Source organism: Paenibacillus litoralis (genome assembly GCF_046244365.1).
Taxonomy (GTDB): Bacteria; Bacillota; Bacilli; order Paenibacillales; family NBRC-103111; genus Paenibacillus_V.
Map to the genome: position 1 here is coordinate 838204 of NZ_CP176395.1, position 23927 is coordinate 862130.

Genomic DNA, 23927 nt, shown 5'->3' on the forward strand with positions numbered 1-23927 from the left:
AAATAAAGAGGGAGCTAGATGATGAGAATAAATAAGAAATGGGTAACGATGTCCGCCATAGCGGCTATGTTAGTATCCGCGGCGCCGGCAGCGCAAGCGGAAGAAGGGCAGTCCGCGCCTGCGATTCGGAATCTCGCCTTGGGCCTCGATTATCAATGGTCGGAACAGCCGGAAGCAAGCCGGCCTGACGGCAGCAAAAAGCTGACGGATGGAAAGCGCGGCGCATTGAATATGTCGGATCCGGCTTGGGTAGGACATCAGAAAAAAAAGACCCGCGAAGTGACGTTCGATTTAGGCGAGTCCAAATCGATTTCGCAAATCAAGGCAAGGTTTTTGCAGGACTGGCCGACGGGTGAAGCGCTTGTCCCTCTGACGGTTTCGATGTACGTCTCCGACGACAACATCCATTGGGGAACGCTTTCGGACAATGCGACGCAGCTGTTGTGGGGAGACGGGCCGCCGAGGGACGAGGTTTATACGTGGGATGGAAGCAACGACAAAAATCCCAATGCCGAGATGGCTTATGCCCGTTATGTGAAAGTGACTTTCTCCATGCACACGAGAGCGTGGACGCTGATCGACGAGATCGAGATTATGGGCGCGGACGGTAAGCTTGCCGGTGCGGAAACCGTTCTTCCCGACACAACGGGTTTCCTGCAAGCGGGAGAAGCTACGGGGGGCATCCGCAACCTGGGACTGCTCTATAACGGCCATTATGCAGGAGGCAAAGGCGACTGGAGCAAAGAAAAAATCATTCCCAACATCAGCTATGTCAACAAATCCGGCGAGCCGGTGGATTGGATGTTCGACGGCGTTCTTTATTTGGGGTTGAATACTCCGGACGGTACGGGATTTAATGGAAGCGCCAACAAAGCGGATTGGACCTGGTATCTGGACAAGACGTTTAAAAACGACGGCGACATGGATCATTTGAATGCCGCAACGGTTGAAGTCGGCGCGAAATTGGGTCAACCGGATCATAAAACCAAAGTCGTTCTGATGATTCCGGATCCGGGCGAGTATAAGAGCGATTTCGGCGACGTTGACGGCGACGGCGTAAGCGAAGACTTCAGGGAATCGATTGGAGCTCAGAAAGCGGTCGAGAACAGAGCAAAGGCCGTTCAATGGTATGTCGATCAGGCGCAGCAGAAGTGGGCGGCCAAAAATTACTCCAACCTTGAGCTTGTCGGCATGTATTGGCTGGAGGAGCAAATCAGCACGTCCTCGACCGGCCCTGCCACGCTGAAAGCGGCGAGCGATATTGTTCACGCCAAAAACTTGAAGCTGTTCTGGATTCCGCACTCCCTGGCTTACAAATCGTATATGTGGAAAGAGGTAGGGATTGATGCGGTAAACTTCCAGCCTAACTATTTCTTTGAGGAAATGGACTACAGCCGGCTTGAAGACGCCGCGAACATTGCCAAACAACACGGGATGTCGCTGGAGCTTGAATTTGACGACCGGATGATCAATGACGGCGTGTTCCGCCAACGCTTTATCGATTACTTGAACAGCGGCGTTGAAACAGGGATTATGCAGTCTTCCTTTAAGGCCTATTACCAAGGAAACAATGCCGTGTACGATTCCGCAGTCAGTTCGGTTCCTGCAACGCGCGTCTTGTACGATTGGCTTTATCAGTTTGTAAAAGGTACTTATCAAATCAAAAACGAGGCTCCGCCTGAAGTCAATGTCCAATTAAACGGACAAGCGCTGCAAAGCGGCGTCGTCGTACCGGATACGGAGAAGGTTCAATTTACATGGGCGATCAAGGACGACGATGGAAGCGGTCTCACGCAAGTAACCGCCAAATTCGACGGCAAGCCGTATACGGCGGGAACGCCGATTGACCTGACAGGCAAAGCGGGTAAGCACGAGCTGGCCATTACGGCAGCGGCAGCCAAAACGCAGACGACCACTTACGTGATCCAAGCGGGCATGAACGCTTCCAGCATGATGAAGCTGGTTGGAGATTTCAAGGCGAGCAATCAAATCACGAACGCCGACGGGGCTCGGGCTCTAAGCACCCATTTGGAAATGATGAAACGCTTCGAAGGCGTGGATGCAGCCCAAGTAACGAAGTATCTCAAAGGCTTCAACGAAACGCTCGATCTTCTGAAGAAAACGCAAGGCATTGCAGGCGGCGCATACAATACGCTGAAAGAAGGCGTGTACTTCCTGGTCGGAAGCTTGGCGCAGGATAAACCGGCTGAAGCATCGTCGGTAGAAGCCGCGAGTCTGGCGCCAGGCAAGGCGGTCGACGGTTTCCCCGCTACGCGCTGGGCGAGCAATACGGTTGACAATACGTGGTTCCAGGTTGATCTTGGCGAACCGACCGAGATGGATACGGTAAGAATCGATTGGGAATACGCCCGCGCCAAAACGTTCAAGCTGCTTGTATCCGACGACAAGCAAACTTGGAAGAGCGTCATAGCGGAAAATAACGGGATTATCAATGCGCAAGACGGCAAAAATACGATTCTATTCGAGCCGGTTAAGGCAAGATACATCAAGTTCCAAGGTCTCCAAAGAGAGACGTTCTACGGCTATTCTTTCTACGAATTCGGCGTGTACAATCTGGCGAAGAAAGAAGCCGTCAAAACGATTGACGGGCTGAAAGCAACGGTAAATGCGCCAACCAAAAACGTAACGATTAAGGGTCTCGCCATGAACGGCAAGATTGCCGATGTGAATGTAAAAGTGCTCGACCCGCAAGGCCATATTCAATACCAAGGCAGGACTGCCGTTACAGAATCAGGTGACTTCCAGATTGCCTTTACGCTTACTGGTAATGTCGAAGGAATCTATGAGGCTCAGCTGGCAACAAGCGATATGACCGAACCGGCAAAAGTTGCGTTCGAGTACAAGAAAGTCGATCAAACTCCTCCGGTCACAACGGCAGTTGTCTCGCCGGAACAGCCGAACGGACAAAATGGGTGGTATAAGCAGCCGGTTACGGTAAGCCTAACGGCGCAGGATGCTGCGTCAGGCTTAGCGCAAACGGTATACAGCACGGATGGAGGAGCGACATGGCAGGTCTATACGGCGCCCCTAGTCTTTGATCAGGATGGGAAGTACAACGTTAGCTACAGATCGACGGATCGTGAAGGAAATGCAGAAGAGCCGAAAATTGTTGTTTTTTCTATCGATAGTACCCCTTCCGTCATTACTGTCACGGCGCCTATCGAAGGGACATACTCCACCGCCGATCTTGTAACGCCGCAGTTTACGGCAACCGACAGCGTTTCGGGCATTGACGCAGCGAAGACGGTTACGTTGCTGGACGGGAAAACGGTGCAGTCCGGAACGGCGCTTGACCTGTACGCTTTGGAACCCGGAACGCATGAACTTACGGTTAAGGTCACCGATTTGGCGGGCAACGAGACAAGCCGGACGGTCCGATTTGAAACCGCCGCAAGCCTGGAGAGCTTAAAGGCGCTGGTGAAACGATTCCAAAGCAGCGGTTGGATCGACAATAACGGAATTGCAAATGCCCTGTTAAGCAAGCTTGATGGAGGAAATGTGAAAAGCTTTATTAATCAAGTGGAGGCGCAAGCCGGCAAGCATATATCGAACGAGGCGGCAAAAATTTTGCTTCGCGATGCCCGTACACTGTAAAAAGAATATAGCATGACTGAAAAGCGGGCCTGCTTGGACTAAGGGGTCCGCTTTTCAGCGTTCGACACCTGTCTAGGTATATCGTACCGATTCCGGGGGCGTTACCATTTTAGGCGTAGTCCCGCTCCAAAACGGTCCAATAAGAACGCGAAAATCCGTTATACCCCCACAATCTGTATCCCAAAACGGGGGAAGAAACCGCACACACACACGCCGCCCCCCGCCCCATTCCCTCCTCCATCTGCAGAACCGTTCGAGGAGCGAAAGCCGATGCGTAGCCGCAGAACGGCTAGCCTATCCTGCATAGAAAATGGAAAAAGCCCCCGGCGGATTCAAGGATGAAGCGCCGAGGGTTTTTCTCAATTTATCAGTGAAGCCGTTTAACTTGTGTCAAACCATTACAGAGAGCCGGACACGATGTTCCCGCGGAACAGCACGGCTTGGCGCTTCGCCCGGCGGGCGACCGTTTCCGCCGAGCAGGTGGCGTGGACGAGCACCGCGTCCGCCTCGTCGCCGACGAGCGGCCACAGGCGCTCGCCTTCCTTGCTGAGCGGCAGCTTGCCGCCGGTAATGAAGCCCAGCGTCTCGGCGAGTGCGCGCTCCGTGCTCCAGCGGAACCGCTCGGCGAGCCGGCCCGCGCGTTCCAGACTGTCTCCCTGGCCGAACGGCGACCAGTGGTCGGTGATGCTGTCGTCGCCGAGCGATACGTCCACGCCTTGCTCCCGCAGCAGAGGGAACGGAATGGTCGCCCGGTTGATCGGCACGGTGGACGTAACCGCGATGCCGAGGCGTGCGAACAGGGCGGCGACCTCCTTCTGCTCCTCCGGAGACACGTCGGCGAGTCCGAGTCCGTGGCTGACCGTCACGCGGCCTTGCCAGCCGGCTTCTTCGGTAAGAGCGGCAAGCCTTTTGAAGGTGAACGTGCCGAGATGGCCCGGATCGTGAAGGTGAACGTCGATGTCCGCATTCGCTTCTACCGCAAGCTCCATGATCGTGTTCAGCGATTTCTCGATGTTCAGATCGACCGTTGCCGGGTCGACGCCGCCGACCATGTTCGCGCCCATCAGCAGCGCCTCGCGGACGAGCCCGACGGAGTTGCTGCGAAGCAGGCCGTGCTGCGGGAAGGCGACGATTTCATGCGTCAGCTTGCCTGAGAACGATTCGAGCGCGAGCAGCGTCGCTTCCAGGTTTTTGAGCCCGATAATCGGATCGACGTTGCAGTGGGTGCGGATGTGAGTCGTGCCGTTCCGCCTGAGCAGCTCGACCATTTGGGCGGCCCGTTCCTGAGCCGTCGGCAGCAGACGCGGAAGCAGCTCGACCTCTTCGTTCAGCCTCGTAAAAATGTTGACCGGCGGCGTACAAGCCTTCCATGGCCCGCCGTAATACGTTTTATCGATGTGGATATGCATGTCCCGGAAAGAAGGCAGCAGGAGCAAGCCTTTGGCGTCCTGCGTCGGCAAGCCGTCCTCGAGCGTTTCGCCGGCCGCTGCGATGCGGGCGATTTTGCCGTCTTCGATAAGGAGATGGCAAAGCTCGGTTTCCGTACCGGCGATCGCCCCGTTTTCATACCGGTATCCGCTCTCCAGCGTTACATTCGTCAACCAATAGGCCGTATTCATGAACGTCATCCTCTCGTAGTTCGAATAGGTTAAACCAGATCGCCCGGATCGAATCGTTTCTCATCCAGGTAAGCCCTCGCGTGTCCCCAAAAATATTTCGTCGGCTGCATATATTTCTGCAAGCCCGCCCGTTCGACCGTGCGCTGCGCCTCGGCGTTCGCTTCGTCGATCGCCAGCCCCTCGTCCACCGTCAGCACGTTCCGGTTTTCCATCACGATCCTGCCGTCGACGATGACGTTGTCGACATCGCTTGCGACCGCTTGATGCACCAGCCGGTGCACGTACATAAAAGCCGGAGTCAAATGCGGCTGCCGCATGTTGACCGTGATTACGTCGGCCTTTTTGCCGGCTTCGAGCGAGCCCAGCTCGTCATCCCAGCCGACACAGCGCGCCGCGTCGATCGTCACCATCTCCAGCAGCTTGCCGGCAGGCAAATAATAATAGTCCTTGAGCGCGGCCTGGTGGATCAGCTGCGTTTTGCGCATCGCTTGGAACATGTCGAAGCTCGCAGCAGGCGCCGTGCCGTCCGTCGTAATCGCGACCGTTGCGCCGAGCTCGATCAGCTCGGTAATCGGCGTTCGCGCGTTCACTTGCCCGAAGCCGGGCGCGGAGCTGACATTCGTGCCGGTTTCGGCGAGGATGCGCGCCTCGTCGAACGACAGGCCGCGGCAGTGCTGCAGATGCACGTCCGGCCCGAGCAGGGCGTTTTCCTTGTCCTGTATGGCCAGATGCACCATTCCGCCGAACGCGTCCGAATGGATGCGCGTGTCGTACTTGCGGGCGATTTCCCGGATCCGTTTAGCCTGGTAGCGATCGTGATCCGTTAGTCCGTACAGTTGGTCCGCCGGCGTAGGTGCCGATGGATTGACGGAGGTAACAATGACGAACGGCGTAATGAACGCGCGGATACGGTCGTCGTGCGCATGGTTGAGCGCTTCAATCACCGCTTCGGCTCCCTGGAGCACTTCTTCGTAAGTGACGTCCCGCGTGATGCGCTTGCCGTCCACCCAGCGGCTGAACGAATGCGGCCACGGCGGATTGCAAGGGCCGGTGCAGACGATTTCGCGCACGCCGACTTCGGCATACGCCTTGGCATGATTGAGCGCGAAGACCGGGTCGTCCGAGCGCGGCATCGAGCCGAGCACGCAGGCGCCTGTCGTAATGCCGGCCTTCAGCCGCTCCAGCGCGTTGATTTTACCTTCGTAATACCAGAACTCGTCGGTCACGAAATGCTTGTACGTATGCGTCATAACGGGCATCCAGAAGCTCGGGCTGTCCATCGCGATCGTCTTGAACATCGAATGGCCGCCATGGCCGTGGGCGTCGATCAACCCGGGCAGCACGCAGTGATGCTTGCAGTCGATCGTCCGCTCGGCCTCGTATTTCCCGCGCAGCAGCTCCGTTTCGCCGACCTCGACGATCCTTCCTTTATGAATCGCCACGGCGCCGTCTTCGAGAATGCGCCTTTCCGAATCCATCGTAATGACGACGCCGTTCACGAGCAAGAGATCGATCATTCGCCCAGTCCTCCCGCCACTAACGCTCCCCGGAAAAAGACGGCCTTGCGCTCCGCGCGTCTTGCGACGGCTTCCGCCGAGCAGCTTGCGTCTACGAGAAGCATACTCGCCTCGTCGCCGACGTTCGGCCATGCGCGTCTGCCTTCCGCGTCCAGAGGCGTCCGGCCGCCCGTAATGAACCCGAGCGACTGCCCGAGCGACCGCTCGTCGATCCAGCGGAACCGTTCCGCCAGACGTCCGGCACGCTCCAGCAGGTCGCCGTTGCCATAAGGCTGCCAGGTGTCGAAAATATTGTCGCAGCCTACGGCGACATTGACGCCATGGTCGCGCAGCAGAGGCACGGGCGGAATGACGCGGCTATGCGGCACGCTCGTGATGACGGTGATGCCGGCCTCGGCCAGAACGGCCGCAAGATCCGCCGCTTCGCCCGCAGGCACGTCGCCGATGCCGAAGGCGTGGCTGACCGCGACTCTTCCTTGCAAGCCGGCCTCCATCGTTAATGCCGCTAATCTTCTCATCGTATAGGTGCCCAAATAATCCGGATCGTGCAAATGCAGATCCACGCCTGCGTTCGCCTCGACGGCCAGCTCCATCATTTGCTGGAGCGAAGCCTCGATATCGCCGTCGACCGTTGCGGGGTCGACGCCGCCGACCAGGGTAGCGCCCTGGCGAAGCGCCTCGCGGACGAGCTGCGTCGCATGGCTGCGTAGCAGGCCGTGCTGCGGGAAGGCGACGATTTCGGACGAGAGCTTGCCCTCGAACGTTTCCAGCGCCTGTTGAACCGCTTCCAAATAGCGCAAGCCGGCGTCAGGGTACAGATCGACATGCGTACGAACCTCGGTCGAGCCGCTCTTAAGCAGCGTATCCAGCAGCAGCTCGGCGCGCGCTTTGCTTGACGTCGGCAGCGACGGAAGAATGCGCTTCTCCACCTCGCAGCGTCCCGCCACGCCCGGAGCGGGAATGACGGCGCGCCACGCGTCGCCCAGCAGCGTTTTATCCAAATGAACGTGTTTCTCGATAAAGGACGGCAGAAGCAGCAGCTCCCCGGCGTCCAGCCGAGGCAGCCCGGTAATGAGCGGAGCCGCGGCAGGCGCGATCTCGCGAATAATGCCGCCTTCCATGCGTAAATGACAAATTTCGGTTTCGGTTCCGGCGATTGTTCCGTTTTCCATCCGGTAGCCGCTTTCCAAACGAACATTGGTCAGCCAATAAGCGGAGCTCACGAATCGTTCACCCTTTCTCTTCCAAAATAAGGTTTGCTAACAAGTACAAGCTCCATTATAGACAAATTCCCGCCAATTTTTTTAATAATCTTTACCTGTATTTGCAGGATCTTTACGCATTGGCCGAACCGTATTTACTTGGGCCCGTTTTCTGATAACTTTAAGGACACGAAGGGGGAAATCGATCATGAATGGACAGCTTGCCGAACAAAAGCAATCGTTTTCAAAGCAGCCGGCGTCATTGCGACCGGGCAAATGGAAAGCGTTTTATTACAAATTCCGCAAAAATAAACTCGCTATGGCCGGCGGGGGCGTCATCGTCTTTTATTTGCTGGTGGCTCTGCTCGCGCCGCTCATTGCGCCGCACGATCCGTACTTGGTCGATCTGGTGAACAAGCTGAAGCCGCCATCCGCCGAGCACCTGCTTGGAACGGACGATAAGGGCAGGGATGTGCTCAGCCGTCTGATATACGGCACCCGCCTTTCGCTGGCGGTAGGATTCGTTGCCGTGCTGATCGGCGCGTTCTTCGGCATCATTCTGGGATTGCTTGCCGGCTACTATGGGAAATGGGTCGATACGATCATCATGCGGGTAGTGGATGTCCTGCTTGCTTTTCCGGGCATATTGCTTGCGCTAGCCATTGTAAGCGCTCTTGGGCCGAGCTTGGTCAATGTCATGATCGCGGTAGGGGTGTTCTCGATTCCGATGTTCGCCCGCATCGTGCGCGGTTCCACCTTAACGGTCAAAAAGCTGGAATATATCGATGCCATCCGCTCGCTTGGCGCGGGGGATGTGCGTATCATTTTCGTTCATATATTGCCGAACATCATGTCTCCGATCATCGTGCAGGCGACGCTGCGGATCGCGACTGCGATTCTTTCCGCGGCCGGGCTGTCGTTCCTCGGGCTTGGCGCACAGCCGCCGATGGCCGAATGGGGGGCCATGCTGAGCAACGGCCGCGACTTCATGTTCACGGTGCCGACGCTGGCGCTGTTCCCGGGAATCGCCATTTCGACGCTCGTCATCGGTTTCAACGTATTCGGCGACGGGCTGCGCGATGCGCTCGATCCGCGGATGAAGCAGTAAAGCTTTGGAATGTTTCGACGCTGCTGCGGTGTTTTACGGCGTGCGGTAACGGGCTTTGAAGGCGTTATTTCACCAAAAAGCCTGCATGGCGTGCAGTAACGAATTTTGAAGGTTATTTCGCAAAAAGCCTACATGGCATGCAATAACGGATTTTGAAGGCGTTATTTCACCAAAAAGCCTGCATGGCGTGCGATAGCGGATTTTGAAGGCGTTATTTGAGCGAGATCGACGGACCGGTACCTGAAACCGGGCATCTAAGTCCCTGAAAATCCGCTATTTTTCATGATTGCGCTGATGTGCGCCGGATAACGCCCCGAAAGTCCGTTAAGCCGCGAGCGGCGGCCGAGTCGTTATTCCCATTACTGACCGCCCAGGTCATGAACGTTCGCGAGGAACTTAGAGGAGGAACAACATGTTCATTTATATCATTCGACGATTGCTCCAAATGATTCCGGTTATGCTCGGCGTCATACTGGTCGTCTTCCTGATCATGCAGCTCGTGCCCGGCGACCCGGCGGTACTGCTTGCCGGCGAAGGAGCCTCCACGGAGACGGTGGAGCGCATCCGTCATCAAATGGGATTGGACCAGCCGCTGGCCATGCAATATGTGCACTATGTCGCCGACGTGTTCCGGGGCGATCTCGGTACTTCCGTGCGCTCAAGTCTGCCGGTATCCAAAGAGATCATGATCCGGCTGCCGATTACGATCGAGCTGGCGCTCGCCAGTATTTTCATCACGGTTGTGCTCGGGATGCTGGCCGGTATCATTTCCGCCACCAAGCCGTACACGAAATCCGATATCACGATCATGATCATCGCGCTGATCGGCGTTTCGATGCCGAGCTTCTGGCTCGGGCTGACGCTCATCTATTTCTTCTCGGTTAAGCTGCACTTGCTGCCGGTTGCGGGCTGGGGGACGTGGAAGCATATGCTGCTTCCGGCCATCACGCTGGGCACGTCGGGCGCGGCGATCGTCGCCCGGATGACGCGTTCGAGCATGCTCGACGTCATTCGCCAGGACTATATCCGAACGGCCAAAGCCAAAGGGCTCAAGGACCGCGTCATCGTCTATAAGCATGCGCTCAAGAACGCGCTCATTCCCGTCATTACGGTAGTCGGCCTGCAGTTCGGCGTCCTGCTTGGCGGCACGGTGCTGGTGGAATCGGTATTCGCGATTAACGGCCTCGGCCGGTTGATCGTCGACGCCATTCGGATGCGGGATCTGCCTATGGTGCAAGGAGGCGTCCTTGTAGCCTCGCTCATTTTCGTTCTGGTCAATCTGGTCGTCGACGTGCTGTACCGCTACTTTAACAAACGGATTAAGCTGGACTAGTGGCAAGCTCACAGGCAGCAAATTTTTTTGCTGAAAGCTTTGTAAGGAAGATTGCTGTAGGGGTGGCGGGTGTCTCCTGAAGGAGCGTGAGCGTTCGCCTTTGTGTTCAGGAAATGTCCGCATTAACGCGGCTTCCAACCAAATTTCCTGAACACAAGAGCGACCGTAAGGAGATACCTGACAAACCGGATAGCTTATCTTCAACTATCTTTCACTTTCACACTTGTCACTTACGAAGCAGCTTTCCTGACGGAAAGTTTAAGGAGGAATCCATATGACGAAACCGATAATGAACGAAAAAGTGTTGGAGGTCCGCGGGCTGCAGACGCACTTTTTTACCGGCGAAGGGGTCAGTAAAGCGGTCGACGGCATCGATTTCACCTTGCATAAAGGGGAAACGCTCGGCCTGGTCGGCGAGTCCGGCTGCGGCAAAAGCATCACCTCGCTCTCCATTTTGCGGCTGATCGCAAGTCCCCCCGGCAGGATTGTCGGTGGCGAAGTGCTTTTTAAAGGACAGGATCTGCTGAAAAAGACGGACGAGGAAATGCGGGCCATTCGCGGAAACGACATTTCGATGATTTTTCAGGAGCCGATGACGTCGCTGAACCCGGTGTATTCGGTCGGCGAGCAGATCGCGGAGGTCTTCCGCGTGCATAAGAAGCTCGGGCGCAAAGAAGCTTGGGAGCAGGCCGTCGACATGCTGCGGCTGGTCGGCATTCCGTCGCCGGAGAAGCGGGCGAAGCAGGAGCCGTTCGAGCTGAGCGGCGGGATGCGGCAGCGGGTCATGATCGCCATGGCAATGGCGTGCAGCCCGGAAATCCTCATTGCGGACGAGCCGACTACGGCGCTGGACGTAACGATTCAAGCGCAAATACTGGAGTTGATGAAGCAGCTTCAGAGGCAGCTCGGCATGAGCATGATTATGATTACTCACGACCTCGGCGTCGTCTCCGAAACGTGCGACCGGGTGGCTGTCATGTATGCGGGCAAAGTGGTGGAATATACGACGGCCGACGAGCTGTTTGCGAGTCCGAAGCATCCGTATACGATCGGTTTGCTCAACTCGCTGCCTCGTCTCGATCAAGATATGGAGGAGCTTCTGGCGATTCCCGGGAGCGTGCCAAGCCCGTATGACATGCCGCAGGGCTGCCGGTTCGCACCGCGCTGCGAGCATGCGAAAGCGATCTGTACGGCCCGGATGCCGGAGCTTGTCGATGCCGGAGGCGGCAATCAGGTGCGCTGCTGGATGGCGACGCCGGAATGGGATGCAGGCGCGGAAACGATAATCCAAACGAAAGTCGGTGGCATGCGATGACGGCAACCGTAAAAAAGGGCCAAAGCAAACGCGTCCTCGCGGATATCAAGGGACTGAAGCAGTACTTCCCGATTAAGGGCGGGTTTTTCGGACGGACGGTCAACCATGTTAAGGCAGTCGACGACATCAGCTTCACGATTTACGAAGGCGAAACGCTCAGCATCGTAGGCGAATCCGGCTGCGGCAAATCGACGACGGGGCGGGCGATTTTGCGGCTCGACGAGCCGACGGCGGGGGAAATCACCTTCCAGGGGCAAGATGTGCTGCGTCTGTCCAAAAGCGGCTTGCGGGCGATGCGCAAAGACATGCAGGTCATTTTCCAGGATCCGTTCGCATCGCTTAACCCTCGGCAAACCGTACGGCATATTCTCGGAGAAGCGCTGACGATCCAGCAGGTCGTTCCCAAAGAGCGTCAAGCGGACAGGATATTGGAGCTTCTGTCCTACGTAGGCTTGCGGGCCGATCATATCGACCGGTACCCGCACGAGTTCAGCGGCGGCCAGCGCCAGCGGATCGGCATTGCGCGCGCGCTCGCGGTGCAGCCGAAGCTGATGATCTGCGACGAAGCGGTCTCAGCGCTCGACGTATCCATTCAAGCGCAAGTGCTTAACCTGCTTAAGAAGCTGCAGGAGGAGCATAAGCTCACCTACTTGTTCATTTCCCACGATCTTGGGGTCGTGCGCCATATTTCCGACCGCGTCATGGTCATGTATCTCGGCAAAATCGTCGAAATCGCCGACAAGAAGTCGCTGTTCGAAAACCCGCAGCATCCTTACACGAAGGCGCTGCTGTCGTCGATTCCGACGCCGGACCGGAAGGAAAAGCGGGAGCGCATTCTGCTGAAAGGCGATATTCCTTCGCCGATCGATCCGCCGCAAGGCTGCCGCTTCCATACGCGCTGCCCGCTGGCGATAGAGACTTGCCGTTCGCAGGCGCCGGAGCTGCGCCAGGTCGGGGACGAGCACCGGGTCGCGTGTCATTTGGTGTAGCCTGCTGAAGTGCAGCGATCGGCTGTGGACTGCATGCGGCGCGGCATAAACGGCTCCGCAAGCTCGGTTCGTTGCGCTATTCGCTGCGAGCTTTGAACCGGCGGACGCTCCTTTACGGGAGGAACGGAACGAACGGACGCGCCCGAACGCAACGTATAGTTCAAGGCTTACTGGAAAATAGTAACGGTAGCGGTTAATCGCACGGTAGAAGGGGTTCCCTGTGTTAAGCTTCGAAGGATTTACGCTGCTTATTTTATTATTTATTTTGGCGCCGATCCTGGGGGCGATCACGCTCTTGTTTCTGTTCGTCTTCGAGAAACGGATCGACCTGCTGGAGAACAAGGCGAAGAAGATCGAGCTGGAGAAAGAGCTGCAGCAATCGCTTTACCACCAGCTGAACAGCCAGATTCAGCCGCATTTTTTGTTCAACACGCTGAACGTCATTTTGACGCTGGCCAGGCTGGAGCGTACCGAGCAGCTGGTACGGGCGCTCGAGGTGTTTTCGCAATTTCTCAAATTCAAATATCATACGAGCGAGCCGCTCATCCCGCTGCGCGAAGAGATCCGCTACACCGGCCATTATCTCGAAATCCAGAAGCTGCGCTTCGGCGACCGCCTGATGGCGACGATGGTCTGCGACGAGGAGAGCAAAGGGGCTCTGATCCCGCCGTTCGTTCTCCAGACGATCGTCGAAAATTCGTTCAAGCACGGACTGGAGCGGAAGGTCGGCGAAGCGGTTCTGCATGTTCGCATATGGCGCGAGGGCGACGACGTCAACCTGTATGTGCTCGACAACGGCACGCTTGAGTCTCACCAGCACGCCACCGACGCCGGGGAGAAAAGCGGACACGGCCTCGACAACATCCGCCGCAGGCTGCAGCTGTATTTTGCCGAGCGGGCCGGCGTCGATATGCGCATGATTGAGGGGAGCGGTACCGAAGTGCAGGTCGTATGGCCTTATGTCCCCGAATCCGATGCAAACGAGGTGCCGACATGAACGTTCTGCTCGTCGACGACGAACCGCTGGAGCTGGAGCAGCTGGAATATTTGATTCGTCCGATCTTTCCGCTCTGGACGCTGTACAAGGCTTCCGACGGCAGCCAAGCGCTGGCCGTCAGCCAGAAGGCCAAAATCCATCTCGCCTTTCTCGACATCAACCTGCCGGGAAAGTCGGGACTCGAACTGGGCGAGGAGCTGCGGAAGCATTATCCGTCCATGGATATCATCATTGTAACCGCTCACCAGAACTTTCATTACGCCAAGCAGTCGATCCGTCTCGGCGTGGTCGATTACATGACGAAGCCGCTCATCCGCAGCGAGCTGGAGGAACTGCTGGCCAAATACCGCGCAAGCGGCCCCCAATCGGACTACTCCCCGATTATCCACGATGCGCTGACGATCATTCACGAGCGTTTCGCCGAACGGCTGACGCTGGCCGATCTGGCCGCAGGGGTTCATATCAACCCGACGTATTTGAGCCGGCGCTTTCACGACGAGGTAGGCGTTTCGTTCTCCGAATATTTGATGCAGTACCGGATCAAGCTGTCCAAGACGTATCTGATCAGCCATCCCGGCTGGAGCATCTCGACCGTGGCGGAGAAAACGGGATTCAACAGCCAGCATTATTTCAGCACGATCTTCCGCAAAAGCGCCGGGATGACGCCGAAAGAATACCGCGAGAGGGAGAAGTGACTTGGCGTATCAATCGTTTCGGGAATACGCGCTGGGCACCGCCAAGATCGGCATCGGCCTCGGGGTCGTGTCCGTGCTGGCGAGATGGGTGACGGGCAATACGATATTCGCTTCTCCTGAAGCGCTGATCAAATACGGCATTTTCGGCGGCATCGGCTATGCGCTGATGGGCGCGTTAGCCTTGGCGGCGTTCGGATGGGTCGGGCGAAAGGTGCGCCGCACGTACCCGGAAGGGGAGACCATAGGCGACTTTTTTCGGTTGAAGCTGAACCGGACGGGCTATTGGATCATGATCGCCATCCTGCTTACGATCAGCGTAGAGGGCATGTTCATGCAGGGAATGGCGGGCGGCCTCCTGCTCAATATTTTATTCGATGTGCCGATTTCGCTGGGGATGCTGGCGTTTTTTCTGTTTTGCGTCGTTTATGCCGGCTTCGGGGGGATCGTGGTCATTCACCGGATCGCCTTCTTTCAGGTCATCATCGTGTTCGTGGCCGCGATTTTGATCCCGCTTTATTTTTTTATCGAAAAAGGGGTCGAGCACGTGTATGCCGGCATCCGGCTCTATCATCCGTATTTGCTGGTGACGAACAATCATGAAGGAATGTTTTTTATCGTGACGGGCCTCTTGATCGGATGCGGCCAGGTGTTTGTCGATCAGGCTTCGTGGCAGCGTCTTTACATGGTCGAGACCAGGAACGTCGTGCCGACGTTTTTGCTGTCGGGCCTCATCTGGGCGACGATCCCGCTCGCTTTCTCGGCGATGATCATGATCGTTATTTTTACCGGCGGGTTTCAAAACATTTATTCGCTGCTGTTCGACCTCATTCGTAAAATCGACTCGTTTCCGCTGCTCATCCTGTTCGTGCTAAGCGCGTTTCTGGCGGTGACGTCCGCCTTCGGGGCCGGGATTCATTCCCTGATCAGCCTGATCGTCGGCAACGTGTATCCGCTGTTCAAGCCGGAAGCCGGCGAGAAGCAAAAAATCCGGATGGGCTATATGCTGGCGCTGGCCATCGGGCTGCTGTCGTTCGTGCTCACGTTCCTTCTGGAGCCGACGCTGCTGGAGCTGCTGTTCTTCTTCGGCATCATCTATGCAGCGCTGATCGTCCCCGTGCTCGTCATCGTGTTCAGCAAAGGGAAGACGAGCAACGTCATTCCGTTCTGCGCGCTGCTTGGCTTGACGGCAGGCTACGCAAGCCGGGTAGAGGCGGGCCATATGAACGCCATTTGGGTGAGCGCGATCGTTTCGGCCGCCGCGGTCCTCGCGTACGAGGGCGGCAAAGTGCTGCGGCACCGGCTGCAATACCGGAAGCGGTAACCGGCTGCGGGGCTTCCGGACGGGCGGCAGGTGCCGTCTGCATTCCGACGGCCGTGATGCAGCAGCGGCGAAGCTCCGGAGGCGCCGCCCAGCGAACAACCGATTCAAGGAAAGGAAATGTCCATGCTTCGATCCTACATGCTGTTAACGTTCTGCGTCGCCGTTTGGGGAAGCAATTTCGTATTCGGCAACGTACTTGTCAAATCGTTCTCCCCCATGTTCCTTGCCGGGGCCAGACTTCTGTTCATCACTTTGTTTCTATTCGCTTACGTGGGGCTGCGGTACTGGCAGATGAACGGAAACGGCATGAAGACTTCCCTATCGGCGATCGGCCGCCGGGAGTGGATGCTGCTCCTGCTGCTAGGGCTGGTCGGCGTATTCCTCAATCAATGGTCGTTTTACAGCGGTCTGCAAACGGCCGATCCGACCACATCCGCGCTAATTTTGGCGCTTACGCCGCTCACGACCGCCTTCCTGGCGGCGCTCTTCCTGAAGGAGCGCGTGACGCCGAGCATGCTGGCCGGCTCGCTGCTGGCGCTTTTCGGCGTCTTCTTCGTCGTCTCCGAAGGGGCGAAGCCGGAGCTGCACGCCGGCCATCTTTGGATATTCGTCACGATGCTGACCTTCGCCGGCTCGATCGTAATCGTGCGGCTCCTCGCCCGTACGCTGCCTCCGCTCATCACGACACTTGTGTCGACGACGGCCGGTTTTGCGATGATGGTGCCTGCCGTTGCGGCGAGCGGTTCGGTTTGGCGGATCAGCCACGAGGCCTGGGCTTGGGCGCTGCTCATCGCGACGGCCATCGCCATGCACGGCATCGTGACGCTCATTTGGAACGGCCAGCTGCAGAAGGTCGGCGCAGCCAAAGCGGCCATGTTCTCCAATTTGGAGCCGTTCGTCGCCATGGTCGTCGGATACGCGGTGCTCGGCCTGCCCGTCACGCCCCGGCAGCTGCTCGGCTCGCTGTTCATCGTCGGCGGGGTGACGCTCGCTTCCCTGTACGTATCCAAACGCAAAACGGCCGTGTCCTCCCCGAATACCGGAGCGGAATGGAAAGGTTAAATTGTAGGCAAAACGAAACTTCCTTTTACCCCCCTATTGCGGTAAATTAACATCAAACTGCAATGCGGGGGTGTACGACGTGAAAGTCAAGCCCGGCTTCTTCGCTCTTTCTTCGCTGAAAAACCAGCTTTTTCTCGCCTTCCTGCTTCTCATTCTTCTACCCTACGCCTTCCTTCAGTACTACAGCATCCGTCAAGTCGAACAATCCGTCGAACGGCAAGTCATCGAGCAAAACAACAAACAGCTGGAGCAGCTCAAGCTGACCTTCGAGGACCTCCGCGGCACTGTTTTTCGCATTGCCATCCGGCTGGAAAAGGAGCCGGCCGTGATCGGCTTGCTAAGCGGTAAAGGGCTCGCCGGAGAAGAAGACCGCCGCAAGCTTATGGACGGCATGTGGAACGAGCTCAAAAGCAATGCGCTCTCCTCTCCCTTCGTGTTCTATTCGCTTACCGATCTGGAGGACCGTCAGTATGCCTCCTATATCCCGGCCCGTATGCTTTCTTATAAGGCCTCCCTGGAGCAGAAAGGACTGGAACCGCTGAGGAAAGGGGAGGCGGGCTACGCGTGGGTGTCGGATCAGGAGAGCGATCTGCGTCAGGAGGACAGCAAAAGTCCGCGTCTCGTCACCTTATACTCGCTGCTTCGCGACGATCAGGGGCGCGAGGCGGGGCTGCTGCGGATCGGCATCGATTTTCAGACTTGGCTCTCGTCGATGGCCAAAAGCTTTCCGATTACCCAAGATTTTTTCCTGCTCAACGAAAAAGACGCCATGCTCGGCGGGACGGGGGACCGTTCGGACGATGTGCTTGCGGCGTTCGTCCGGGCGAGCGCAGGCACCGAACAAGGGGCTTACCTGATCAAGGGCGCTTATTTGTACAACCGGATGCCGATTCCGGCGATGCAGTGGACGCTCGTCAGCCGGTTTCCGGTGCAGCTGTTTTTCGGCGACATCGAGCAGACGAAGCAGCGGATGGTTTCCACGTTTCTCTTTTTTACGCTGGTGTTCGTCGTCATTACGTTCTTCATCCTGTCGACCATGACGCGGCCGCTGCGGCTGCTCCAGAAGAAGATGGCGGAGGTGGCGGACAAGCAGTTCCAGACGCAGCTTCCTACGCGAAGGTATAAGGGCGAGCTGCTGGCGGTGGCGCAGGCGTTCAATAAGATGGTCAGCGATCTGCATGCGCTCCTGAGGCGTTTGAAGGAGGAGGAACGGCAAAAGGAGGCGGTCCGCTTTCAAATGCTGCTTTCGCAAATGAACCCCCATTTTCTGCTGAATACGCTTAACGTGGTGAAGTGGAACGTGCTGGCCAAGGGCGATGAGGAAACGGCGGCAATCTGCATGTCGCTGGGCCGGCTGCTCGAAACAAGCTTGAACGAAGAAGCGGACCTGATCCATTTTCGGACGGAAAAAGAGCTTACGGAGGCCTATGTATCTATCCTTTCATTTCGCTACGACCAGCAATTCGAGCTCCACTGGGAATGCGACGACAGGATTGATTATGCGCTCGTTCCGAAGCTCAGCTTGCAGCCGCTTGTGGAAAATGCCATTTTTCACGGCTTGTCTCACAAGGATAAGGGAGGGGCGGTCTGGATTCGCGCGTATGCCGAAGGAGGCCGCTGCTATTTGGAGGTGGAGGATAACGGCGCAGGCTGGAATCCCGCCTCGGCTCCGAACCCTGCCCGCAAAAGGAAAAGCATCGGGCTGACGAATATCAAGGAGCGCTTGGAGCTGCTTTTCAAGAAGGACGGCAGGCTGGATATCGAGCCGCTGCCCGCAGGGACGCGGGTGAGACTCGGCTTTCCGCTGCTGATGGCCGAACCGTATACCGATGCCGATAGGGGGAGTAACGATGTGGAACGTGCTGCTCGTGGAGGATGAGGTTTTCGTCAGACGCTCGCTCAAAAAGCTGATCCGCTGGGAGGAGATGGGCTTTACGATCGCCGGGGAGGCCGGGGACGGGCGGGAGGCGCTGGCCATGATGCGGGCGAACGCGCCCGACCTCGTCATTGCGGACATCGTGATGCCCGGCATGGACGGGGTGGAACTGCTCAAGCAGGCAAGGGAAGAAGGCCTCGAGTCTTCCTTCGTCATGCTGACCTGCATGAACGAATTCGAGTACGCCCGTCAGGCGCTGGAGTTCGGCGCTTCGGCCTACATGCTCAAGCTGTCGATGAACGGCAGTACGCTGGCGGAAACGTTGGCCAAGGTCAACAGAGAGCTGCTGCGCAACCTGCAGATGCGCTCTCAGGCGGTGTCGCATCCTTTTCAGCAACTGTACCGCGAAGTCTGGCAGTCGTTTCACGCTTACGGCGGGAATCCCGAAGAGGCGGAGGAACGCAGGCTGCCGCCGGACGCTGCTGTGTGGCCCGACGCGAAATTCGAGTCCGTGTGGATCGGATCTTTCCTGCACGGCGCGAGACGTTTCACGCTCGACGATTTCCATGGGCTGGACCTTGTGACGCCGGGCGGCCGGTCCGTGATTCACACGTTTACGCATTCGGGCCAAACGACGGTGTTCGTCTGGAACCCCGCAGCCGTACGGACGCGGGAAGAAGGGGACGGCCCGTTTCCGTGGACGGCTGCATGCTCAGATGTAGCTGGGGCCCGCGAAATGCCGGCGGCGTGGCATCGCGTACTGCGGACGCTTGACCGGGCCTGGTATGAGGAATGCTCGGGCCTTCTCGTTAGCGGCGACGCCGGTCTCGCTCCTGTCTCGTCCGCCGCTCTCGCGTGGAAGACCGAGCGGGAGTGGCTGCAAAGCTTCGAGCAGCACAGGCTGGAGGAATTCCGGCAGCGGCTGCAGGCCGGCTGGAAGTCGATCGAGGAACGCCGTCTGCCGATGGCGGTCGTGAAGGACATGGCGCTGCGCGTCGACCGAAGCGTCTCGCGCATTGCGGGATACGGCGGCACGGACGAGGAACGGCTGCTCGCCTGCGTCAGCCACCGGGAGCTCGGCGAGCGTCTGCTGGCGAATGCCGACCGCTATGCCAAGCGGAGCGGTGCCGGCGTTCAGCCGCTAACGAACCATCCGGAAATCGACAAGGCGCTTGGGTACATTCACCGGCATTATGACCGGGACGTCACGCTCCGGGCCATGGCCGTTCTGGTGGCGATGGATGAAACGTACTTCAGCGGACTGTTCAAGAAGAAGACAGGCGTCACGCTCATCCATTACATCCAGCGGCTGCGGGTCGACATGGCCAAGAAGCTGCTGGCGCAGACGGAGCTGCCGATCGCGGAGGTCGGGGAGCGGGTCGGCTTTCCGAACGCCAATTATTTCATCAAAATATTCAAACGCTGGACGGCGCTTACCCCGAGCGAATATCGTTCCCGTCCCAACTAACAAAATTTGTTCTATCAGAAGCTGAAATCTGTTCCTTATACCGTTCGGATCCCCGTGTTATCGTAAGAATACGAAATGAGAAAGCGCTATCAAATGCCGCGGGCCCTCCGCTTCGCTTGGAGCGAAGCGGGAGCGCTACGCCGCAGCGAGTCCGTTCCGCCTTCAACCCCTGGAAAGGATGTGAGCCGCGTTGCAGCCTAAACCACTGGAAGCAAGTTCAAGCCGATCGGTTCCCCCGGCCGCCGGTAAGCCGCTGCGGAAGCGGGTGAAGGCCGTTTGGGCGTACAAAGAGTTTTACCTCATGCTGCTGCCGGGCGTCATCTATTACCTCGTTTACAAATACTTCCCGATGTACGGCGTCGTGATCGCATTCAAAAACTTCGACATGATGGAAGGCATATTGGGCAGCTCCTGGGCGGATCCGTGGTACAAGTATTTTCAGCAGTTTTACGAATCGCCGTATTTCGGCCAGCTGTTGACGAATACGTTTCTGATCAGCATTTACAAGCTCGTCTTCGGAATGATCCCGCCGATTGTGCTGGCGATCCTTCTCAACGAATGCAGGGTCCGCTGGTTCAAAACGCTGGTCCAGACGCTCAGTTACATGCCTCATTTTCTGTCATGGGTAATCATTTACGGCATTCTGCTTATGTTCCTGTCTCAAGATTCCGGCATCGTCAACCGCTGGCTCATCGACTCCGGCCAGAGCGCCGTCCCTTTCCTGACTTCGACCGAATGGTTCCGCACCGTGCTCGTCGGCTCGGAAATCTGGCAAAATCTCGGCTGGGGCGCGATCATTTATTTGGCGGCCATCGCCGGCATCGATCCTACGCTCTACGAGGCGGCCAGGGTCGACGGCGCGAGCCGGCTGCGCATGGTTTGGCATATTACGCTGCCCGGCATCCGGCACGTCATTATTCTTCTGCTCATCCTTAGACTGGGGCACATGCTTGACGCCGGCTTCGAGCAAATCTACATCCTGTACAATGTGCACGTGTATCCGGTTGCGGACATTCTCGACACCTGGGTATTCCGAACGGGGCTCGAGCAGTGGAATTACAGTTTGGCATCGGCCGTCGGCTTGTTCAAATCGGTCATCGGGTTCATCCTCGTGTATATTTCGAATTCCTTGTCCAAGCGTTGGGGGGAAAGCATATGGTGAGAAACGCCGAAGACAAACTGTTTCAAGCGTTCAGCTATACCATCCTGGCGGTCGTCGGGCTCGCAGCGGTCATTCCCTTGCTGTACGTGCTTTCCGTATCGCTGACCCCGTTCGCAGTCGTGCTCAAGGAAGGCGGGTACGTGCTGTTCCCGAAGGAGCTGACCTTCAACGCCTACAAGAAGCTGATCGGCACGTCCACGATTCCGCGTTCCTTAGGCGTCACCGTCTACATCACCGTCGTCGGCACGGCGATCAATCTTATCCTGACGACGCTGGTCGCCTACCCGCTCAGCCGTAAACAGCTGCCGGGCCGGAACGGATTTCTGCTGATGGTCGTCCTTACGCTGCTATTCAGCGGCGGCATCATTCCGACGTACCTCGTCGTCAAGGCGACAGGCCTGATCGACAGTTTGTGGGCGCTTATTTTGCCGACGGCCGTTTCGAGCTTCAACGTGCTTATTATGAAAAGCTTTTTCGAGCAGCTGCCCGAGGAGCTCTTCGAATCGGCGCGGATCGACGGCGCCAGAGAATTCGGGATTCTGTTCCGGCTTACGGTGCCGCTGTCGCTGCCCGTCATGATTACGGTCGGCCTGTTCTATGCGGTCGGCCATTGGAACTCTTTCTTCGCGGCGATCATGTACGTGACCGACCGTTCGCTCTATCCGCTGCAGGTCGTCGTCCGCGAAATTCTGATGCTGTCGCAGCAGCCGCTCGAGAACGCCGAGGACCAGGTACCGACCGTGACGATGCAGATGGCTGCCGTCATGTTCGCGAGCCTTCCGATTATCGTGGTCTATCCGTTTCTGCAAAAGCACTTCACCAAGGGAATGCTCTTAGGCTCGATCAAAGGTTGAACGGCCGGCATCGTCCGAATCTCAGAAAGTAATCCTCCGCTGATTGTTCGATTCTCGGCAAACGTCTGGTTTCAATGCGCCGAAAGGCGTTTATCCTAGGCATTCAATAATCGATTCGAGAAGAAGGAAGGGGTAGCGTATGAACAGAAAAACGTGGGTACCTATCGGACTTGCTGCAGCGCTTACGGGAAGTATGTTAGCGGGTTGTTCCTCATCGGATGGCGGTAAGAAGGGCAGCGAGCCCAGCGCCGCGAAGGGGGCGGAAAGCGCGTCACCGTCCGCGTCCGCGTCTCCGCCGGCGGCTTCAGGACCGGTGAAGATACAAATGGCGATGGCGGCTTCAGGCTTGCCTGCGGCGGACGCCGACGACATCAAAAAGACGATCGACAAGAAGCTGGGCGTCGATCTTCAACTGACGGCGATCGCCTCCGGAGACGATTACAAGAATCAGATCCGCGTCCGGCTGTCGGGCGGCAACTACCCGGATCTGTTCTCGGTCGATTTCTCGGACGTGAAGGAATTTTCGGATAAAGGGCTTCTTCTCGATCTGACGCCTTACATGGATAAGGATATGAAGGCGGCCAAAGACTTCGTCGTCGGGCTGACGCCGAACATCATGAAAAAGGTGACGATCAACAATAAAATTTTTGCGGTTCCCCGGATCGGCGACGTCCCGTTTTCGTCCATGTGGGTTCGCAAGGATTGGCTGGAGAAGCTTAACTTGAAGGTGCCGAAGACGATCGAGGAGTTTATGGCCGTCGCCAAAGCGTTTACCGAACAGGACCCGGACGGCAACGGGAAGAAGGACACGTACGGCTTTACCGGAGCCAAGCTCGACAGCTTCGCTACTATTTTCGGCGCATACGGCGTTGGAGCACCCGGTTCGTTCTACGAGAAGAACGGCAAAGTCGTGAATGCTTACTACGACCCCGCTATGCCTGAGGCGCTCAAGTTTATCAAATCGGTATTCGACTCGGGGGTTGTCGATCCCGAAATTATGACGAATAAAGGGAATATCGAGGTACAGAAGGCGTTCCAGGGGAAAGCGGGCTTTATTTTCAAGGGCTGGACGGATATGGCCAAGGACGAGTTCGTCGCGCAGTACAAAGCGATCAACCCGCAGGCGGAGTGGATTCAAATGGAGCCGCTTAAAGGGCCGGGCGGCCAATTCGACGGATCGTACGATTTTGACCGGCCGTCGCGCTATTGGGTCATTCCGAAGGCGTTGGAGAAGGATAAGGCAAAGCTGCAAAAGGTGTTCGATCTGATCAACTACGTATCCGGCCAAGAAGGCAACCGGCTCGTCATGTACGGTCTCGAAGGCAAACATTACAACATGAAGGACGGCAAGATCGTGCCTACGGAGCTAATGGCGAAGGAAGGGAACTATTTTAACCTGTATCAAATCACGGGCCGTCCGAACAAAGAATATTTGGCCATCAAGTTTCCGAACCAAGCGGCTGCGACTGAGTTTGCGATCCAAACGCCGCGAATCCACAGCTTCGACAGCTCGGTCATTCCGCCGACCGATTTCAACAAAGCGGATGCGGACCGGTTCGCCGAAGAGGAAATGATCAAATTCGTCTCGGGCAAGCGGTCGATCAACGAGTATCCGGATTTCCTGAAGACGTTTGAGACGACGTTCAAATACAAGCTTTATGTGGATACCGGGGAGAAGCAGATCCGGGAGCAAGGATTTGTGAAATAGCATCGGGATAAGAGCTGACGGCTGAATGAGGTTATGTTCGGGTGTAAGGCCCTAGCGGCTGAGCGTGGCGAAGTTCGAGAGACTAA

At 57.1% G+C, this 23927-nt stretch carries 17 protein-coding genes; 14 read left to right on the plus strand and 3 right to left on the minus strand.

Annotated features, from left to right (window positions below):
- Positions 1-18: 18 nt before the first annotated feature.
- On the plus strand, positions 19-3615 hold the full coding sequence (locus ACKGJP_RS03555) for a DUF4855 domain-containing protein (protein WP_409344316.1): 3597 nt from the start codon (positions 19-21) through the stop codon (positions 3613-3615).
- A 398-nt stretch (positions 3616-4013) separates the two neighbouring features.
- Here ACKGJP_RS03555 and ACKGJP_RS03560 read toward each other — a convergent pair whose 3' ends face one another.
- From ACKGJP_RS03560 to ACKGJP_RS03570, 3 genes are read right to left on the minus strand one after another with little or no spacing between them, the layout of a single operon-like run.
- The gene (locus tag ACKGJP_RS03560; RefSeq protein ID WP_409344317.1) at positions 4014-5234 is read right to left on the minus strand and encodes an amidohydrolase family protein; all 1221 of its coding nucleotides are present in this window, start codon (positions 5232-5234) and stop codon (positions 4014-4016) included.
- Between the two features lie 29 nt (positions 5235-5263).
- On the minus strand, positions 5264-6751 hold the full coding sequence (locus ACKGJP_RS03565; protein WP_409344318.1) for an amidohydrolase family protein: 1488 nt from the start codon (positions 6749-6751) through the stop codon (positions 5264-5266).
- On the minus strand, positions 6748-7974 hold the full coding sequence (locus ACKGJP_RS03570; RefSeq protein WP_409344319.1) for an amidohydrolase: 1227 nt from the start codon (positions 7972-7974) through the stop codon (positions 6748-6750). Before ACKGJP_RS03570 ends, ACKGJP_RS03565 begins: the two co-directional genes overlap by 4 nt.
- Before the next feature lie 187 nt (positions 7975-8161).
- On the opposite strand from ACKGJP_RS03570, the gene ACKGJP_RS03575 reads away from it, so the two are divergent.
- From ACKGJP_RS03575 to ACKGJP_RS03635, 13 genes are all read left to right on the plus strand, one after another.
- Positions 8162-9061, plus strand: a complete 900-nt coding sequence (locus ACKGJP_RS03575; protein ID WP_409344320.1) for an ABC transporter permease — start codon at positions 8162-8164, stop codon at positions 9059-9061.
- Between the two features lie 412 nt (positions 9062-9473).
- The gene (locus ACKGJP_RS03580; protein ID WP_409344321.1) at positions 9474-10394 is read left to right on the plus strand and encodes an ABC transporter permease; all 921 of its coding nucleotides are present in this window, start codon (positions 9474-9476) and stop codon (positions 10392-10394) included.
- 274 nt (positions 10395-10668) lie between these two features.
- Positions 10669-11709, plus strand: coding sequence for an ABC transporter ATP-binding protein (locus ACKGJP_RS03585; RefSeq protein WP_409344322.1), 1041 nt, complete (start codon positions 10669-10671; stop codon positions 11707-11709).
- Positions 11706-12698, plus strand: coding sequence for an ABC transporter ATP-binding protein (locus ACKGJP_RS03590; protein ID WP_409344323.1), 993 nt, complete (start codon positions 11706-11708; stop codon positions 12696-12698). Before ACKGJP_RS03585 ends, ACKGJP_RS03590 begins: the two co-directional genes overlap by 4 nt.
- Positions 12699-12918: 220 nt before the next feature.
- Positions 12919-13695, plus strand: a complete 777-nt coding sequence (locus ACKGJP_RS03595) for a sensor histidine kinase (RefSeq protein WP_409344324.1) — start codon at positions 12919-12921, stop codon at positions 13693-13695.
- Complete coding sequence (locus tag ACKGJP_RS03600) at positions 13692-14390, plus strand: response regulator (protein WP_409344325.1); 699 nt, start codon at positions 13692-13694, stop codon at positions 14388-14390. Before ACKGJP_RS03595 ends, ACKGJP_RS03600 begins: the two co-directional genes overlap by 4 nt.
- 1 nt (position 14391) lies before the next feature.
- Positions 14392-15711 (plus strand): transporter, encoded by a 1320-nt coding sequence (locus tag ACKGJP_RS03605; RefSeq protein ID WP_409344326.1) that lies wholly within the window; start codon positions 14392-14394, stop codon positions 15709-15711.
- A 123-nt stretch (positions 15712-15834) separates the two neighbouring features.
- Complete coding sequence (locus ACKGJP_RS03610; RefSeq protein WP_409344327.1) at positions 15835-16773, plus strand: DMT family transporter; 939 nt, start codon at positions 15835-15837, stop codon at positions 16771-16773.
- 79 nt (positions 16774-16852) lie between these two features.
- Positions 16853-18652 (plus strand): sensor histidine kinase, encoded by a 1800-nt coding sequence (locus ACKGJP_RS03615; RefSeq protein ID WP_409344328.1) that lies wholly within the window; start codon positions 16853-16855, stop codon positions 18650-18652.
- Positions 18624-20117 carry a helix-turn-helix domain-containing protein gene (locus ACKGJP_RS03620; RefSeq protein ID WP_409344329.1) on the plus strand — a complete coding sequence of 498 codons (1494 nt, stop codon included), beginning with the start codon at positions 18624-18626 and terminating at the stop codon, positions 20115-20117. The genes ACKGJP_RS03615 and ACKGJP_RS03620 overlap by 29 nt, the downstream gene beginning before the upstream one ends.
- A 301-nt stretch (positions 20118-20418) precedes the next feature.
- Positions 20419-21279 carry an ABC transporter permease gene (locus ACKGJP_RS03625; RefSeq protein ID WP_409347062.1) on the plus strand — a complete coding sequence of 287 codons (861 nt, stop codon included), beginning with the start codon at positions 20419-20421 and terminating at the stop codon, positions 21277-21279.
- Positions 21273-22133 (plus strand): carbohydrate ABC transporter permease, encoded by an 861-nt coding sequence (locus ACKGJP_RS03630; protein WP_409344330.1) that lies wholly within the window; start codon positions 21273-21275, stop codon positions 22131-22133. The genes ACKGJP_RS03625 and ACKGJP_RS03630 overlap by 7 nt, the downstream gene beginning before the upstream one ends.
- 139 nt (positions 22134-22272) lie before the next feature.
- The gene (locus ACKGJP_RS03635) at positions 22273-23841 is read left to right on the plus strand and encodes an extracellular solute-binding protein (RefSeq protein WP_409344331.1); all 1569 of its coding nucleotides are present in this window, start codon (positions 22273-22275) and stop codon (positions 23839-23841) included.
- Positions 23842-23927 lie beyond the last annotated feature (86 nt).

What these genes read in the sequence shown, in the direction of transcription:
- ACKGJP_RS03555 (WP_409344316.1), top strand. Translation starts at nt 19, where the DNA reads ATGATGAGAATAAATAAGAAATGGGTAACGATGTCCGCCATAGCGGCT.
- ACKGJP_RS03560 (WP_409344317.1), bottom strand. Translation starts at nt 5,234, where the DNA reads ATGAATACGGCCTATTGGTTGACGAATGTAACGCTGGAGAGCGGATAC.
- ACKGJP_RS03565 (WP_409344318.1), bottom strand. Translation starts at nt 6,751, where the DNA reads ATGATCGATCTCTTGCTCGTGAACGGCGTCGTCATTACGATGGATTCG.
- ACKGJP_RS03575 (WP_409344320.1), top strand. Translation starts at nt 8,162, where the DNA reads ATGAATGGACAGCTTGCCGAACAAAAGCAATCGTTTTCAAAGCAGCCG.
- ACKGJP_RS03580 (WP_409344321.1), top strand. Translation starts at nt 9,474, where the DNA reads ATGTTCATTTATATCATTCGACGATTGCTCCAAATGATTCCGGTTATG.
- ACKGJP_RS03585 (WP_409344322.1), top strand. Translation starts at nt 10,669, where the DNA reads ATGACGAAACCGATAATGAACGAAAAAGTGTTGGAGGTCCGCGGGCTG.
- ACKGJP_RS03590 (WP_409344323.1), top strand. Translation starts at nt 11,706, where the DNA reads ATGACGGCAACCGTAAAAAAGGGCCAAAGCAAACGCGTCCTCGCGGAT.
- ACKGJP_RS03600 (WP_409344325.1), top strand. Translation starts at nt 13,692, where the DNA reads ATGAACGTTCTGCTCGTCGACGACGAACCGCTGGAGCTGGAGCAGCTG.
- ACKGJP_RS03610 (WP_409344327.1), top strand. Translation starts at nt 15,835, where the DNA reads ATGCTTCGATCCTACATGCTGTTAACGTTCTGCGTCGCCGTTTGGGGA.
- ACKGJP_RS03620 (WP_409344329.1), top strand. Translation starts at nt 18,624, where the DNA reads ATGTGGAACGTGCTGCTCGTGGAGGATGAGGTTTTCGTCAGACGCTCG.
- ACKGJP_RS03625 (WP_409347062.1), top strand. Translation starts at nt 20,419, where the DNA reads ATGCTGCTGCCGGGCGTCATCTATTACCTCGTTTACAAATACTTCCCG.
- ACKGJP_RS03630 (WP_409344330.1), top strand. Translation starts at nt 21,273, where the DNA reads ATGGTGAGAAACGCCGAAGACAAACTGTTTCAAGCGTTCAGCTATACC.
- ACKGJP_RS03635 (WP_409344331.1), top strand. Translation starts at nt 22,273, where the DNA reads ATGAACAGAAAAACGTGGGTACCTATCGGACTTGCTGCAGCGCTTACG.